Here is a 13,737-nt window from a genome sequence, read left to right as displayed (position 1 = left end):
GGTTAACCTCTTTATTGTTATAGGTATGGCGATGAACCGGCGCGGCGCCGATTCATCTGCTCAAGCGCTTACTTGCAGCCCGGCAGTTGCCAGTCCGCCGGGCGGTCGACACCCAGCCTCAGGTTGCTGCCTTGCGGCACATACCAGACATCCTGGGTCAGGCCGTAGCGGGCACCGATCTTGCGCATTTCACAGCTTTTCCAGAGGGTCTGGATCTGCTCGTTGACGGCGGCCACCAGCTGCGGGCTGGCCTCTTTGTTGAAGCCGTACACCACCTGCCCCAGGCCCGTCAGCAGGGGGAACTTCGGATCGTTGTCGGTGAACGCGTTGAAGCGCAGGTGCCATTGCGGATTGCGGAAAATGGCGTACTGCATGACTGGAGGGTCGCCAATCACTGCATCGATGCGCCCGGCGAGCAGGTCACGCACCGCAGCATCGGAGGTGTCGTACAGCGCCACTTGCAACCCTTCGATCTTGCGCATCTCCGGGATGAACGAAAAACCCGTGATGGTGCCGACTTTCTTGCCCTGCAGATCCGTGAGGCTGCTCCAGTTGGTCTTGTCGGTCTGGGTGATGCCGTTCTTGAAATAGTGAATCGGGTCGCTCACGGTCATGATCTTCGCGCGCTGCTCGGTCCAACCCATGGTGCCGGCCATGACGTCCACGCGGTTGGCTTGTACCGAGGCAATGGTGCTGGCCCAGTCCATCAAGGCAGGTTTGACCTTCAAACCCAGCTTCTCGGATATTTGTTGAAGGATTTCACCGTCGTAGCCGACCATCCGGCTGTCTTGATAACCGGTCCCTGGCATGTCCCCGGTGAAGGCGATAGTCAGGCTTCCCGGCTCTACCGTTTCCAGTGCGAATGCCGGTAGCGAGGCCAGCATGGATACCAGCAAACCCGCGTAGATACCGGCCAACCGTCGAACAATGGGCTTCTGCATCACGTGCTCCTTGATTATTTTTCTATGAACAGCATGGTGTTAGGCAGGCGCTCATCGTATGGTGATCAGCGGCATAACTGGTTGGATGGTTTGCAGGAATGATTGAACATTTGCGACATTTCGGAGATGTGCTGCCCAACGCCTCCAGCACAAGCCTCGTGGAAGCACTCGACAAGGGCCAGGCACGGCATCCGCCAAGCCGGCGCGGCACCACCGAGTTGTCCATCGGGATCGTGCTATGGCCGCGCTTCCCCTTGCTGTCTCTCTCGGGGCTGACCGATGCGTTGCGACATGCTGCCGACACCGGCGATCAGAGCCGCCCGATACGCTGCCGATGGAATGTCCTCGGTAGCCCCGGGCAAAGGGTCGTTTCCAGTTGCGGGCTGGATGTACCCATCGACAGTGAACTCAGCGACCCTCATCAATTCGACTACATCGTGGTGATAGGTGGGTTACTGGACTACCTGGAGACAGCGCCGAAGACTTATCCGGCATTCCTGCATCAGGCGGCTGCCGCTGGCGTGCCATTGATCGGCCTGTGCACGGGCAGCTTCGTGCTCGCACGCCATGGCCTGATGGAGGGGCGTACCGCTTGCGTGCATGCCTACCATTGCGACGACTGGAAACGCCTGTTCCCCCGATTGCGCTTTGTCAGCAACAGTGACTTCCTCATCGACAAGGACCGCATCACCTGCGCCGGGGGAATCTCGGTGATCGAGTTGGCCATCCATCTTGTCGGGTTGCATTGCGGCCCGGATCGGGCCGGCAAGGTCGTTCACCAGATGACCGTCGCGAAAAGCAGCTCTGGCAGTTTCGTCGACCGGCGCAAGGCGCTGGGCTACGCCAGCTCTTCGAACCGGCGCCTGCACGAAGCCGTGATGCTGATGGAAAAGCACATGACCGAGCCTTTGGCTATCGACGCCATCGCCAACCTGGTCGGGACCAGCAAACGGCAGCTGGAGCGGCTGTTCGTTGCTGAAACCAGTAGCACTCCGGCCCAGTTCTATCGCCAGGTTCGCCTCAGGTTTGGCCGCTGGCTGCTCATCAGCTCGGATCGCCATATCGGTGAGATCGCTTTTGAATGCGGCTTTGCCGATGCGCCTCATTTCATTCGGCATTTCCAGAACCTGTTCGGCATGTCCCCCGGCAAATTGCGCAAAGAGCTGCTGCGAAACGCCAACCCGAACCAAGCGGGGAAATAGCTTCACAAACAGTGAGCATTGACCTGTCGTGGGGCAGAATGTGCCTTCGCGCGCATAGCCGCCCACACCGATACTGCCCCAACCCTGTGGGAGCGGGCTTGCCCGCGAAGAGGCCCGATCAGCCAGCACACAAGGACTCGCCATGCACCTGACCCACCGCCCGGTACGGCCCGACGACATCCCTGCAATCTGCAGCTTCCCGCAAAGCCCGGCCGAATTGTTCTATATGTTCCCCAAAGCCACCTATCCCCTCACCCCCGCGCAATTGAGCGATGCCATCGCCCAACGCAGCGGTTCCACGGTGGTGGAAGGCAACGGCACGGTGCTGGCCTTCGCCAACTTCTACAAGGCCGAACACGGCGGCGTGTGCGCCCTGGGCAACGTGGTCGTGGCCCCCGCTGCACGCGGCCACGGCGTGGCGCGCTACCTGGTAAACGCCATGATCGAACTGGCCCGCCAACAGTTCGCAGCCCGAGAGGTGTGGGTGTCGTGCTTCAACCACAACACTGCGGGCCTGCTGCTTTATCCACAGCTGGGCTTCGTGCCGTTCGGTATCGAGGAGCGGCAGGCGTGGGAGGGTTCGCGCGTGGCGTTGGTGCAGATGAAACAGCTGTTGATTCAGCCCGGCTGAATCAGCGTGGCAATGCGTGGGGCTGGACGAGAAGATCCACACCCAAGGCACGAATGACTTTCAGCACAGTGTCAAAGCGAGGCTTTGCGCCTGGGCTCAGCGCCTTGTACAGGCTTTCTCTGCCCAACCCGCTCTGGGTTGCGATCTGTGTCATCCCTCGTGCCCGAGCGATATGGCCAAGCGCTCGGATGATTTCCTCAGTGTCTCCATCCGATAACACCTGGCTAAGGTACTCACTGATCGCCTCGTCACTGCCCAGCAAGGCTGCCATGTCAAACGGAACCAGTTTTTCACTCATGTCATCTCCTTCAGCAGCTTTCTGGCTTTAAGAATATCGGCGGGCTGGGTGGACTTGTCTCCGCCGACCAGCAACAGAACCAGCCTATGCCCCTTTTGCGTGAAATAGACGCGATACCCGGCAGCTACATCAACGCGCAGCTCACCAATGCCGCCCCCGAGCCACTTGAAGTCACCAAAATTTCCCATCGCCGCACGCTCCAGCCGACGACCTATCGCAAGCTGCGCCCGCAGATCTTTCAAGCTGGATAGCCAAGCTGCAAAGCTTTCTGTCTGTTCAACGAGAAACATCAGTAGGTCACTCATCGTATCCGTATGGATACGCCCATTCAAGCGTTGAAGCGATCCACTCTGTCGCTTACCAGTTGAACGGAAAATCAGATGCATCTCTTGACCTGGTCAGACTTTTCTCAGCGATACAGCTACAAAATCCCTTGCAACAATCCCCCGCCGAACCTTCGCCCTACCTCGACGTCGGATCCTGCATCTGCCCATTCTCGAGGTACCCCGCGTGAAAGACATCATCGTCCGCAAGTACCGCCTGGCCGTGAAGACCATCGGTTATATCGGCTGGTCGCTGTTCTGGCTGCTGATCTGGGATGTGCTGGTCACCATCGACTTCATGCTGTTCTTCAACAGCAAGTTCACCCTGCCGCTGATCCCGTTGACCTTGCTGGGTTCTGCGCTGGTGGTGCTGGTGAGTTTTCGCAACAGCAGCGCCTACAACCGTTGGTGGGAGGCGCGCACGTTGTGGGGGGCGCTGGTCAACAGTTCGCGCAGCTTCGCGCGGCAGACCCTGACCTTGATCGACGACCCGGATGATGCGCTCAACCCGGTCAAGGCCACCCTGCTGCGCCGGCATATCGCCTATGTGAACTGCCTGGCGGCGCACCTGAAGGGCGAAAGCTGCCCGGACGAGCTGATGGCCTTCATCCCGCCCGCAGAGTTCGAACGGCGCAACCGCTCGAACAACTTCGCCAACGACATCCTCAGCGGCTCGGCGGCCCTGCTGGCGCGGGAGTACCAGGCCGGACGGCTGGACAGCATTCGCCTGGCGCGCCTGGAGTCGACGCTGGTAGACCTGTCCAATGCCCAGGGTGGCATGGAGCGGATCGCCAACACCCCGCTGCCCTACCCCTATGTGTATTTCCCGCGGCTGTTCATTACCCTGTTCTGCCTGATCGTGCCGGTGGGGCTGGTGGAGTCGCTGGGCTGGTTCACGCCGCTGGCGTCGACGGTGGTGGGGTTCATGCTGCTGGCGATCGAGCGGATCGGAACGGACTTGCAGAGCCCGTTCCGCTTCAGTGAGCACCAGATCCAGATGGACAGCATTTGCGAGACGATCGAGCGCAACCTGGAGTCGATGCAGCGGGAAGCGCAATGTGCCGAAGTGGTTGGTGCATGAACGATTCCGATACCACGCAAGTATCTGCCTTGCTCGTCCAAAACCTTTGCGCGATCCTTGTAGGAGCGGCTTCAGCCGCGATCACCGGCACAGCCGGTGCCAGCCACCGCGTCGCCTGCTTCGCGGATAAATCCGCTCCTACAGCGCCAGCCTGCAGAGCAGCCCCCGGCTAGCGATCAGGCGCGCACGTAGCGCTGGCGCAATACATCGCTCAAGGCATCCACCAGCAACACCAGCACCAGCATGCCCATGATCACCGTGCTGGCCTGGGCCTCCTGGAACAGGCTCAAGGTGGTGTACAGCATCTGCCCCAAACCACCAGCGCCAACAAACCCCAGCACGCTGGCCATGCGGATGTTGTTCTCCCAGCGGTACAAGCTGTAGGCCAGCAATTGCGGCCACAGGTTGGGCAAGGTACCGAAGCAGAACGCCGCCAGCTGGCTGCCACCCTGCAGGCGGATGGCCGCCGCTGGCTCCGGCGGCGCGTTCTCCAGGGCCTCGGCAAACAGCCGCCCGAGCACGCCGGCGGTGTGCAGCGCCAGGGCCAGGGTACCGGCATTGGGCCCCAGCCCGGCCGCCAGCACCGTCAGCGCGGCCCACACCAGTTCCGGAATGGCTCGCAGGGCATTGAGCAGCAACCGTGCACAGCCCTGCAGCGGCCAACCAAAGCGGCCCGCAGCCGGTAGCGCCAGCACCAGGCCCAACAGCATGGCCAACAAAGTGCCCAGCCCGGACATGGCCAAGGTTTCCAACGCGCCATGCGCGACCGCGCGCAGGTGCCCGGCAGACAGGTCCGGGTGCAGAAAACGCCCGGCATATTCCGCCATCTGCCCCAGCCCGCCATTGCCGAACAGCGCTTGCCAGTCCAGCTCGAGGTACGCGAACGAGGCCGCCACCGCGACGATAATCGCCCCGAGCAACAGCAGGTTGATCGCCCGATTCATGCCAGCCTCCAGCGCAGCAAGCGGCTGAGCAGGTCGGCCAGCATCACCAGCACCAGGAACGTCAGCAGCATGCTCGCCACTTCCGCACCGGCGAACATGCGCATCGACAGGTCGATCTGCTGCCCTAGCCCACCGGCACCGACGAAGCCCATCACCACCGAGGCCCGCACCGCACATTCCCAGCGATACACGGTATACGACACCACTTCCGACGCAGCGCTGGGCAGGATGCCGTAGAAAAACGCCGCCAACCTGCCACTGCCCGCCTGCAGCAGCGCATGGGCCGGGCGCTGGTCGACCGATTCGAAGATTTCGGCGTAGACCTTGCCGAGCATGCCGCTGTAAGTAATGGCGATAGCCAGCACACCGGGCGTCGGCCCCAGCCCGACAGCTCGCACGAACAGCAACGCCCAGACGATTTCCGGCACGCTGCGCAGGAATATCAGCAGCCAGCGCACCGGCAGGCGCAGCACACGTGACCTTAGCCCGGCACGGCCGCCACGCGAGGCTGCGCGCAACGACAGGGCCCGGCTGGCCAGCAGCCCGGCAGGGATCGCCAGCAACAAGGCCAACGCCATCCCGGCGGTGGCCACAGCCAGGGTCTGCAAGGTGGCTTCATACAGCAGCGCCAGGAAATCTGCGGTGTGAGCCGGCGGCCAGAAGGCGCTGGTAAAACTGGCGATCTGCTGGCGATTCTGCGCTTGTAGCAGCACCCCCGGGTTCAGCTCGCTCAATTGCACGCCCGGCCACAGCAGCAGTACCGCCAGCAGAGCCAGCAGCAACCTCGGCAGCAAGGCCGGGTCGCGCGCGTCAGCCTTCAGCATCGCGGAATCTGCACAGTCAGCGTCGGCCCCTGAGGCGGCGCCGGCACCAGCTGTTCGTTGGCGTACAGCGCATCGAGCAACTGCTCGGTCACCGCTTGCGCCGGGCAATCGAATACCACCTGCCCTTCGCGGATCCCCACCACCCGCGGAAAGTGCGCCAGCGCCAGCTCCACCGCGTGCAGGCTGGCCACCAGGGTTATGCCATGGGCCTGGGCGTGACGGTTGAGCAAGGCCAGGCTGTGGTCAGCCAGTACCGGGTCCATGGCCGACACCGGCTCATCGGTCAACAACAGCTGCGGCTGCTGGTACAACGCCCGGGCAATGCCAACGCGCTGCAACTGGCCGCCGGACAATTGCCCGCACTGCACGAACAGTTTGTCGGCCAGGCCCAACTCGGCCAGCACCTGGCGCGCGCCAGGCACATCGCTGGGGTACAACAGGTTGAGCAAGCCGCGCAGCACACCCCACTGCCCCAGGCGGCCGGCCAGCACCGCCGTCACCACCCGCTGGCGCGGCGGCAATGGCGGGGCCTGATGCACCAGGCCGACCCGCGCACGCAGGCGCTGCCGCGCCCTGCTGGACAAGGCCCAGGGCTGTTCGCCCAGCAACTCCAGGCGCCCGCTGCTGGGCTGGATCGCCGTGGCCATCAGGTGCAGCAAGCTGGACTTGCCTGCCCCCGACGGCCCGATGATGGCGACGCGCTCGCCCTGGCAGATGCGCAGGTTCACCGCATCAAGCGCACGCACCTGGCCATGGCGCAGGCCGGCGCCGTGCAGCTGAATAGCCACTTCGCAAGAGACTGTCACTTGAGCAGGCCGGCCTCGCGTGCAGCCTGCTCGGTGCCAACGTAGTTCTCAGGCTTGGTCTCGATGAAACGGCTGGCCGCCTGCAGGTCGAGGATGGCCTTGTGCTGCGGGTTGGCCGGGTCGAGGTCGAGGAATGCCTTCTTGATCTTTTCCTTCAGCGCCGGGTCCATGTTGCCGCGCACGGTCCAGTTGTAGTCGAAGTAGGTCGGGGTGGTGGCGAACACCTTCACCTTGGCGGTATCGACCTTGCCGGCATCGACCAGCTTCTGCCAGACACTGGCGTTGAGCACGCCGCCATCGACCTTGCCGGCTTGCACCCAGGCCACGGTGGCATCGTGGGCGCCGGAATAGGCCACTCGGCTGAAGTAGTCCTCAGGCTTGATCTTGTCCTGCTTGAGCATGAAGTAACGCGGCATCAGGCTGCCCGAGGTGGACGAGATGGAGCCGAAGGCAAACGACTTGCCCTTGAGGTCGTCCAGGCTCTTCACATCGGGGTTGGCGGTGATGAACTTGGAGGTGAACTGGGCATCCTGCTCACGCTGTACCAGCGGCGTGGCGGTCGGGTCCTTCAGGTGTACCTGGACGAAGGTGAAACCCCCCAGCCAGGCCAGGTCCAGGCGACCGGAGGCCAGCGACTCGACCACTGCCGGGTAGTCGGCGACCGGCACGAACTTCACTTCCATGCCCAACTGCCTGGCCAGGTATTCGCCCAACGGCTTGAACTTGCGCTGCAGTTCGGTCGGCGCTTCGTCGGGAATGGCGCTGACCCGCAGGGTTTCAGCAGCCTGGACGACAACGGCACAGCAGGACAGCACGAGGCCGGCGGCGAGCGCCAGGGGGCGTTTGAGCATGGGTGTTCTCCGGTTCAATAGCGGGGAAAGGCCAGCCGTCAGGCCGACCACGGGAATTATAAGAGGCGCGGGCGCAAAGGCCAGCTTTGCTACAATCGCGCAATAATTTGACCTGCCGAGGTACACATGAGCGAGCCGATTCGCCTGACCCAGTACAGCCATGGTGCCGGCTGTGGCTGCAAGATCTCCCCCAAGGTGCTGGATGTGATCCTCGCCGAAAGCGGCGCCCAGGCCCTGGACCCGAAACTGTGGGTCGGCAACGCCTCGCGCGACGACGCTGCCGTGTATGCGCTGGACGACGAGCGTGGTGTGGTTTCGACCACCGACTTCTTCATGCCGATCGTCGATGACCCCTACGACTTCGGCCGCATCGCCGCCACCAACGCCATCAGCGACATCTATGCCATGGGCGGCGACCCGCTGATGGCCATCGCCATCCTCGGTTGGCCAGTCAATGTGCTGCCCCCCGAAGTAGCCCGCGAAGTGATCCGCGGTGGCCGTGCGGTGTGCGCCGAAGCCGGCATCCCGCTGGCCGGCGGCCACTCCATCGATGCCCCAGAACCGATCTTCGGCCTTGCTGTCACCGGCGTGGTGAACAGGCGCCACCTCAAGCGCAACGACACCGCCAGCGCGGGTTGCCGCCTGTACCTGACCAAGCCGCTGGGCATCGGCATCCTCACCACCGCCGAGAAAAAGGCCAAGCTGCGCCCACAGGACCAGGGCCTGGCCCGCGACTGGATGTGCACCCTCAACACCCCCGGCAGCCGCTTCGGCAAGCTCGACGGGGTCAAGGCGATGACCGACGTCACCGGCTTTGGCCTGCTCGGCCACCTGGTGGAACTGGCCGAAGGCAGTGGCCTCACCGCGCACCTGGACTACGCCTCTGTGCCGCGGCTGCCGAGTGTCGAACATTACCTGGCCGAGGGCTGCATCCCCGGCGGTACCCTGCGCAACTTCGACAGCTACGGGCACAAGATCGGCGCCCTCACTGACGACCAGAAGCACCTGCTGTGCGACCCGCAAACCAGCGGCGGCCTGCTGGTGGCGGTCACCCCGGACGGGGAAGCGGAGTTCCTCGCCGAAGCCGCCGCGCTGGGCCTGCAATTGGCAGCGATCGGCCAGTTGGTCGAGCGACAGAGCCACGCGGTCGAGGTGATCTGATGCGCCCCGACTGCACCGACTTCCGCCAGCTGTTCCTCGATGACGTGCCGATGATGGACATGCGCGCCCCCATCGAATTTGCCAAGGGCGCCTTCCCCGGCGCTGTCAACCTGCCGCTGATGACCGATCAGGAACGGCAGAAGGTCGGTACCTGCTACAAGCAGCAGGGCCAGGCCGCCGCCATCGCCCTCGGCCACCAGCTGGTCAGTGGCGCCAGCAAACAGGCCCGCCTGGAGGCCTGGGCGGCATTTGCCCAGGCTCACCCTGAGGGTTACTTGTACTGCTTCCGTGGTGGCTTGCGCTCGCAGATCGTGCAGGGCTGGCTGCGTGATGAAGCGGGTATCCATTACCCGCGGGTCAAAGGTGGCTACAAGGCCATGCGTACCTTCCTGCTGGAAACCACTCAGCAGGCAGTGGAGCAATGTGATTTCGTGCTGGTTGGCGGCCTGACCGGCACCGGCAAGACCGACGTGCTGCACCAGCTGGACAACGTGCTCGACCTGGAAGGCCACGCCAACCATCGCGGCTCCAGCTTCGGCAAGCGCGCCACCGCACAGCCGGCGCAGATCGACTTCGAGAACCAGCTGGCCATCGATGTACTGAAGAAACGTGCCCGCGGCATCGAGCAGTTCGTACTGGAAGATGAAGGCCGCATTGTCGGCAGCTGCACGGTGCCGCTGGAGCTCTACCAGGGCATGCAGCAGTACCCACTGGTGTGGCTGGAAGACACGTTCGCCAACCGCGTGGAGCGCATCCTGCGCGATTATGTGATCAACCTGAGCGCCGAGTTCGTCAGCGTGCATGGCGAAGAAGCCGGCAGCCGGCTGTTCGCCGAGCGTCTGCTGCAGAGCATGGCCAACATCTACAAGCGCTTGGGCGGCGAACGCTATCAGCGCCTGTCGGACATCCTCCGCCTGGCCCTCGAGGAGCAGCAGCGCAGCGGTGCGGTGGACTTGCATCGAGGCTGGATCGAAGGCTTGCTGAACGAGTACTACGACCCGATGTACGCCTACCAGCGCGCAGCCAAGGCAGAGCGTATCGAGTTTGCCGGGGATGCCGTGGAAATACGCGAGTACCTCAAGGCCCGGGCGCTACGCGCACCGCGCAGCTAAAGCTGCTGCCAAGGGCACGGCAAATACCTGTAGGAGCGGCCTTGTGTCGCGAAAGGGCTGCGCAGCGGCCCCCGCCGTTTTCGCCATGTTGAACCGGGGGGCCGCTTTGCGGCCCTTTCGCGACACAAGGCCGCTCCTACAACGGGGCCAGTCATCCCGGACACGACCTCATTGCCCCGGGCTGAGCACCCGCTCCAGCTCCGCTGCGCGGTCACGGGTCATGTCCATCAGGCATGTACCACCTTCCAGTACCGCCATGGTCCCGCCACTGGCCTGCCCATGGAACTGGCAATTGCCATCGCGGTAAGCCAGCCACGTGCGCTGCACATCCCGCAGGCGCTTCTGCTGCCCGGCATCGAGCTTGCCCATCAGCTGCTTGTACACCCGGTTCAGGCGCTGGTCCTGCACCTGCGTTTCGGCCTTGATGCATTCACTCATGGCCACGGTGCTGGACGCCTTGTCCATGCACTGCCCGTAGGCCGCGGTGTTGTCATCGGCCATTGCCGATGGCAGCGAGCAGGCCAATGCCAGGCCGGTCAGGTAATGCTTGATCATGCAAACTCTCCTTGTGGATTTCAAAGCGTCTGCGGCTGCTCTTGCGGCATCAGCACCCTGCCCGGCTCAAAGCGCAACGTCGGCATCTGCGTCGCGGCATAGAACGCCACGCCCAGCGCCGCAACCAGCACTACGTCCAGCCAGCTCCAACCCGGCATATCGGCGGCACTGCGCGCCTTCCAGCAATACCAGGCCTGCCCCAGGCAGAACACCATCATCGCCGCCAGCCACAGGTAGAACCCGGCCCCAAAGCCGGTACGCTCATGAAACGCGTAGCTCTGGTTGTCCGGCAAGCGGTCAATTCCGAAACTGCTGGCAGCCAGGTACAGCGCCACCAAGCCGGCCAGGAGTGCCAGCCGGCGGAACCGCCGATGCGCCAGGACGGCCAGCGCCAGCAACGGGTTGGCGAACCATTGATACATCCCGAAAGGCAGGCCCCATGGGCCATACAACAGCATCTGCAAGGCCGGCATGTGACGGTCGCCACTCATCAGCGCGCCATCGAAGCACAGGGCAAGCAGGTACAGCAGCAAGCTGGCGCTCAGGTAGAAAACGGGCAAGGGGCATACCTGGGGAAAGGAACAGGCTGTGACCATAACCCAGCCCCTGCCCCGCTTCCAAACCTTCGATGGGATGGCATGCGGTCAGGCAACCGGCGGCTCCAGCAGCAGGCCATAGATACCGGAGTCGGACAGTTCGCCAGCCACACACCAGCGCGCGCGCAAAGTACCTTCGAGCACGAAGCCCTGGCGTTCGAGGGTACGTGCCGAGCCTTGGTTACGTGGGTCGATCTCGCCCTCCAGGCGGCGCATGTGCAGGGTGTGGGCGAGGTAGTCGATGAAGCAGGTCAGCGCCTCGTCCATGTAGCCTCGGCCCTGCATGGCGCTGGCCAGGCAATAACCGATCTCGCCACGGCGAGAGACATCGTCGATGTTGAACAGCTGGACCATGCCGATCAGTTCACCGTTGTCGCGCCGGTACATGCCCAGCTTGAGCTGGTCACCGTTGGCATAGGCTTCACGATCGGCGGCCAGGGCGCTTTCGGCTTCGGCCAGGTCTTGCCAGGGGGCATGGTGCCAATAGCGCATGACCTCGGGGTCGGCCATGATTGCCAACCACTGTGCTGCATCGGCATGGCGCATGGGGCGCAATTGCAGGCGCGGGCTGTCAAGGCAGAGGTCACTGGGGAAACTGCGGGGTGGGGTCACGCCGGATCTCCTGTCCATGGCTGGGGAAATGACAGTTTAACGTCAAGCGCACGGTTCAGGCATCCGGGTGGCCCGCGCAGGCTGGCGCTCAGGCCACCTCGGCGCCGTCATCCGGCCAATGCGGCTCATTGGCCCCTGGTGGCGTCAGCGGTGGCAGCCCATATGCCGCCCGCGCATCGTCACAGCTGGGGTTGTGTACCCCACCCACCCACGACGCCTCGAACTCGCGGCAGGGGCTGGAGCGGTTGGCGTAGATGGTGCACGCCACCTGCTGGCCAATCTCGCCCTGCAGGCTGATGCAGCGGCATGGCTTGGCGTCGGTGCCGATCATGGCGACACGGGTGGGGTTGATCTGTACCACCAGGTCATCCGGTACCAGGCCGCCGGATGACTGGCATTCGCCCCAGAAGAAGGACACACGGAAGTACCCGCAGCAGGCGCCGCAGTCAAGGCAAGGGTTATATTCGGACATGATGGCACGGAGGGAAGGTTGTTGTTATCGGGGCTGGCCCGCGGCGCCATTTTCAATCCAAGCCGGGGCTGCTGGATAGGGGGGCAATGCAAAAATATCTGCCGCTGATCCGGCGGCCGGCCGAGGGCGGCCAACACCTGCGCCGACCGCCCGTTTCCGTTAGCAGATAGCCTTGTACGTCGAGGCATCCGCGCGCTGCAGAGCAAGCCCGGCGTCGGGCTCATAATGGCTGCCTTGCACCTTGCTGAAGTAGGTACGCGCTTCACCACAGTGCACCAGGCGGTCGTTCTTTTCACCCTCGGTGAGTACCGTGTAGGACTCGCTGCGCATGGCCTGATATTGGCTATCGGCTGTCGCCATGGCCTGGTGATGCTTCATCAGCTGGCTGTCGTCCAGCGCCAGGCGCTTGTCGAGCTGCACACCCCAGCGGGTCAGGCAAACCTCGGCGAAATGGCGCACGATCAGCCCCGGCTCCACCAGCACCTTGCCAGCACCGGCGCCATCCGCCGAGGCGTTGCCGACCAGCGTGGCATGGCGGCCTGGCATGGGGTAAATGCATATCCGCGTCCCGCTCGCGACCGACGGGATCACACAGGCAAACCCTTTGGAACGCTCATCCCGCGAGTAGAAGCCCACGTACTCTTTGACGTTCTCCGCCAGTGTCACACGCTCGCTCTGCACGTTGCCGACGCCTGGCACCGGGTCGATGGCAAAGATGTTCACGGGTATGTGGCGCAACACCGGGTCCTGGGCCATGGCATTGGCCAGCATGTGGCAGCTGATCCCTCCCCGGCTCCAGCCGATCAGGTTGACCTGGGCCGGAATGCGCGGCTTGCGGAAGATGCTGATAATGCGTTCTTGCAACTGCTGGGGTGTCGGATGGCGGTGACCATAGGCATAGGTACGCCAGAACCAGGAGGCCGTGGAAGATGGGTCCGGAACCGGTACGCCGGCGCCTTTCAGGCGCAGGTATTCTTGCTCGCTCAGCTCGGTACGCTGCCAGCTGCTTTCGCCTTTTATCACCTGCAACACATGCCTGACGTTCTCTTCCCAGCCACGCCCGAACAGCTGGCCGGTCCAGTTGAAATAGCCACCGGGCTCGACGAACAGGTTGTCATCCTGCAGGTTGCCGCTGCCGGGGCCATCCACGGCGATCCAATGGGCGAACTCGCGGCCTAGATCGTTGTTGGCCAGGGTAGATACCAGCTCGCCGTTCCAGAAATTGGGGTTGGCGTGGTCGAAGCGGTGGGAGCCGGTGCCGCAGAAGTAGGCGGTGAATACACTCATTTGTGGGTCTCTTTGGTGAGAAATGAGTGCGCAAGGTAGGG

At 63.4% G+C, this 13,737-nt stretch carries 17 protein-coding genes; 5 read left to right on the top strand and 12 right to left on the bottom strand.

Going from position 1 to position 13,737, the window contains the following annotated elements; all coding sequences use genetic code 11:
- Nucleotides 1-68: 68 nt before the first annotated feature.
- The gene (locus ACJA3S_RS04265; RefSeq protein ID WP_406820941.1) at nucleotides 69-941 is read right to left on the bottom strand and encodes a substrate-binding periplasmic protein; all 873 of its coding nucleotides are present in this window, start codon (nucleotides 939-941) and stop codon (nucleotides 69-71) included.
- A 98-nt stretch (nucleotides 942-1,039) separates the two neighbouring features.
- Between ACJA3S_RS04265 and ACJA3S_RS04260 the strand changes: the two genes are divergently transcribed.
- Nucleotides 1,040-2,143, top strand: a complete 1,104-nt coding sequence (locus ACJA3S_RS04260; protein WP_406820940.1) for a GlxA family transcriptional regulator — start codon at nucleotides 1,040-1,042, stop codon at nucleotides 2,141-2,143.
- A gap of 142 nt (nucleotides 2,144-2,285) precedes the next feature.
- Nucleotides 2,286-2,774, top strand: coding sequence for an N-acetyltransferase family protein (locus tag ACJA3S_RS04255; protein WP_406820939.1), 489 nt, complete (start codon nucleotides 2,286-2,288; stop codon nucleotides 2,772-2,774).
- A 1-nt stretch (nucleotide 2,775) separates the two neighbouring features.
- Here ACJA3S_RS04255 and ACJA3S_RS04250 read toward each other — a convergent pair whose 3' ends face one another.
- Together ACJA3S_RS04250 and ACJA3S_RS04245 are read right to left on the bottom strand one after the other, a co-directional pair.
- Nucleotides 2,776-3,072, bottom strand: coding sequence for an addiction module antidote protein (locus ACJA3S_RS04250; protein ID WP_406820938.1), 297 nt, complete (start codon nucleotides 3,070-3,072; stop codon nucleotides 2,776-2,778).
- Nucleotides 3,069-3,362, bottom strand: a complete 294-nt coding sequence (locus ACJA3S_RS04245; RefSeq protein WP_406822201.1) for a type II toxin-antitoxin system RelE/ParE family toxin — start codon at nucleotides 3,360-3,362, stop codon at nucleotides 3,069-3,071. The genes ACJA3S_RS04250 and ACJA3S_RS04245 overlap by 4 nt, the downstream gene beginning before the upstream one ends.
- Nucleotides 3,363-3,582: 220 nt before the next feature.
- Here ACJA3S_RS04245 and ACJA3S_RS04240 point away from each other — a divergent pair, with 220 nt between their 5' ends.
- On the top strand, nucleotides 3,583-4,476 hold the full coding sequence (locus ACJA3S_RS04240; protein ID WP_406820937.1) for a bestrophin family protein: 894 nt from the start codon (nucleotides 3,583-3,585) through the stop codon (nucleotides 4,474-4,476).
- A 176-nt stretch (nucleotides 4,477-4,652) separates the two neighbouring features.
- On the opposite strand, the gene phnE is transcribed toward ACJA3S_RS04240, so the two are convergent.
- The 4 genes from phnE to ACJA3S_RS04220 are packed head-to-tail and all read right to left on the bottom strand — an operon-like array spanning nucleotide 4,653 to nucleotide 7,901.
- Nucleotides 4,653-5,420 carry a phosphonate ABC transporter, permease protein PhnE gene (phnE, locus tag ACJA3S_RS04235; protein WP_406820936.1) on the bottom strand — a complete coding sequence of 256 codons (768 nt, stop codon included), beginning with the start codon at nucleotides 5,418-5,420 and terminating at the stop codon, nucleotides 4,653-4,655.
- Nucleotides 5,417-6,244, bottom strand: coding sequence for a PhnE/PtxC family ABC transporter permease (locus ACJA3S_RS04230; RefSeq protein ID WP_406820935.1), 828 nt, complete (start codon nucleotides 6,242-6,244; stop codon nucleotides 5,417-5,419). The genes phnE and ACJA3S_RS04230 overlap by 4 nt, the downstream gene beginning before the upstream one ends.
- Nucleotides 6,238-7,032: a phosphonate ABC transporter ATP-binding protein gene (locus tag ACJA3S_RS04225; protein ID WP_406820934.1), complete on the bottom strand. Its 795-nt coding sequence runs from the start codon at nucleotides 7,030-7,032 to the stop codon at nucleotides 6,238-6,240. Before ACJA3S_RS04225 ends, ACJA3S_RS04230 begins: the two co-directional genes overlap by 7 nt.
- 14 nt (nucleotides 7,033-7,046) lie before the next feature.
- Nucleotides 7,047-7,901, bottom strand: coding sequence for a putative selenate ABC transporter substrate-binding protein (locus tag ACJA3S_RS04220; protein WP_406820933.1), 855 nt, complete (start codon nucleotides 7,899-7,901; stop codon nucleotides 7,047-7,049).
- A 126-nt stretch (nucleotides 7,902-8,027) separates the two neighbouring features.
- On the opposite strand from ACJA3S_RS04220, the gene selD reads away from it, so the two are divergent.
- Nucleotides 8,028-9,062 (top strand): selenide, water dikinase SelD, encoded by a 1,035-nt coding sequence (gene selD, locus ACJA3S_RS04215; protein WP_406820932.1) that lies wholly within the window; start codon nucleotides 8,028-8,030, stop codon nucleotides 9,060-9,062.
- Nucleotides 9,062-10,174: a tRNA 2-selenouridine(34) synthase MnmH gene (mnmH, locus tag ACJA3S_RS04210; protein ID WP_406820931.1), complete on the top strand. Its 1,113-nt coding sequence runs from the start codon at nucleotides 9,062-9,064 to the stop codon at nucleotides 10,172-10,174. The genes selD and mnmH overlap by 1 nt, the downstream gene beginning before the upstream one ends.
- 168 nt (nucleotides 10,175-10,342) lie before the next feature.
- Here mnmH and ACJA3S_RS04205 read toward each other — a convergent pair whose 3' ends face one another.
- From ACJA3S_RS04205 to ACJA3S_RS04185, 5 genes are all read right to left on the bottom strand, one after another.
- Complete coding sequence (locus ACJA3S_RS04205) at nucleotides 10,343-10,729, bottom strand: lysozyme inhibitor LprI family protein (RefSeq protein ID WP_406820930.1); 387 nt, start codon at nucleotides 10,727-10,729, stop codon at nucleotides 10,343-10,345.
- Between the two features lie 20 nt (nucleotides 10,730-10,749).
- The gene (locus ACJA3S_RS04200) at nucleotides 10,750-11,289 is read right to left on the bottom strand and encodes a hypothetical protein (protein ID WP_406820929.1); all 540 of its coding nucleotides are present in this window, start codon (nucleotides 11,287-11,289) and stop codon (nucleotides 10,750-10,752) included.
- An 84-nt stretch (nucleotides 11,290-11,373) separates the two neighbouring features.
- Nucleotides 11,374-11,937, bottom strand: a complete 564-nt coding sequence (locus ACJA3S_RS04195) for a GNAT family N-acetyltransferase (protein ID WP_170028318.1) — start codon at nucleotides 11,935-11,937, stop codon at nucleotides 11,374-11,376.
- An 88-nt stretch (nucleotides 11,938-12,025) separates the two neighbouring features.
- A complete protein-coding gene (locus ACJA3S_RS04190; RefSeq protein WP_170028317.1) occupies nucleotides 12,026-12,409 on the bottom strand; it encodes a YkgJ family cysteine cluster protein in 384 nt (127 codons plus the stop codon).
- A gap of 159 nt (nucleotides 12,410-12,568) precedes the next feature.
- The gene (locus ACJA3S_RS04185) at nucleotides 12,569-13,696 is read right to left on the bottom strand and encodes a hypothetical protein (RefSeq protein WP_406820928.1); all 1,128 of its coding nucleotides are present in this window, start codon (nucleotides 13,694-13,696) and stop codon (nucleotides 12,569-12,571) included.
- Between the last annotated feature and the right edge of the window lie 41 nt (nucleotides 13,697-13,737).

This window comes from Pseudomonas sp. KnCO4 (assembly GCF_045344305.1).
In the GTDB taxonomy this organism is placed as follows: Bacteria; Pseudomonadota; Gammaproteobacteria; order Pseudomonadales; family Pseudomonadaceae; genus Aquipseudomonas; species Aquipseudomonas anuradhapurensis.
The sequence above is the reverse complement of the archived record's forward strand: the minus strand, read 5'-3'. Positions and strand labels throughout refer to the sequence as shown.

What these genes read in the sequence shown, in the direction of transcription:
- ACJA3S_RS04265 (WP_406820941.1), bottom strand. Translation starts at nt 941, where the DNA reads ATGCAGAAGCCCATTGTTCGACGGTTGGCCGGTATCTACGCGGGTTTG.
- ACJA3S_RS04260 (WP_406820940.1), top strand. Translation starts at nt 1,040, where the DNA reads ATGATTGAACATTTGCGACATTTCGGAGATGTGCTGCCCAACGCCTCC.
- ACJA3S_RS04255 (WP_406820939.1), top strand. Translation starts at nt 2,286, where the DNA reads ATGCACCTGACCCACCGCCCGGTACGGCCCGACGACATCCCTGCAATC.
- ACJA3S_RS04250 (WP_406820938.1), bottom strand. Translation starts at nt 3,072, where the DNA reads ATGAGTGAAAAACTGGTTCCGTTTGACATGGCAGCCTTGCTGGGCAGT.
- ACJA3S_RS04245 (WP_406822201.1), bottom strand. Translation starts at nt 3,362, where the DNA reads ATGTTTCTCGTTGAACAGACAGAAAGCTTTGCAGCTTGGCTATCCAGC.
- phnE (WP_406820936.1), bottom strand. Translation starts at nt 5,420, where the DNA reads ATGAATCGGGCGATCAACCTGCTGTTGCTCGGGGCGATTATCGTCGCG.
- ACJA3S_RS04230 (WP_406820935.1), bottom strand. Translation starts at nt 6,244, where the DNA reads ATGCTGAAGGCTGACGCGCGCGACCCGGCCTTGCTGCCGAGGTTGCTG.
- ACJA3S_RS04220 (WP_406820933.1), bottom strand. Translation starts at nt 7,901, where the DNA reads ATGCTCAAACGCCCCCTGGCGCTCGCCGCCGGCCTCGTGCTGTCCTGC.
- selD (WP_406820932.1), top strand. Translation starts at nt 8,028, where the DNA reads ATGAGCGAGCCGATTCGCCTGACCCAGTACAGCCATGGTGCCGGCTGT.
- mnmH (WP_406820931.1), top strand. Translation starts at nt 9,062, where the DNA reads ATGCGCCCCGACTGCACCGACTTCCGCCAGCTGTTCCTCGATGACGTG.
- ACJA3S_RS04205 (WP_406820930.1), bottom strand. Translation starts at nt 10,729, where the DNA reads ATGATCAAGCATTACCTGACCGGCCTGGCATTGGCCTGCTCGCTGCCA.
- ACJA3S_RS04190 (WP_170028317.1), bottom strand. Translation starts at nt 12,409, where the DNA reads ATGTCCGAATATAACCCTTGCCTTGACTGCGGCGCCTGCTGCGGGTAC.
- ACJA3S_RS04185 (WP_406820928.1), bottom strand. Translation starts at nt 13,696, where the DNA reads ATGAGTGTATTCACCGCCTACTTCTGCGGCACCGGCTCCCACCGCTTC.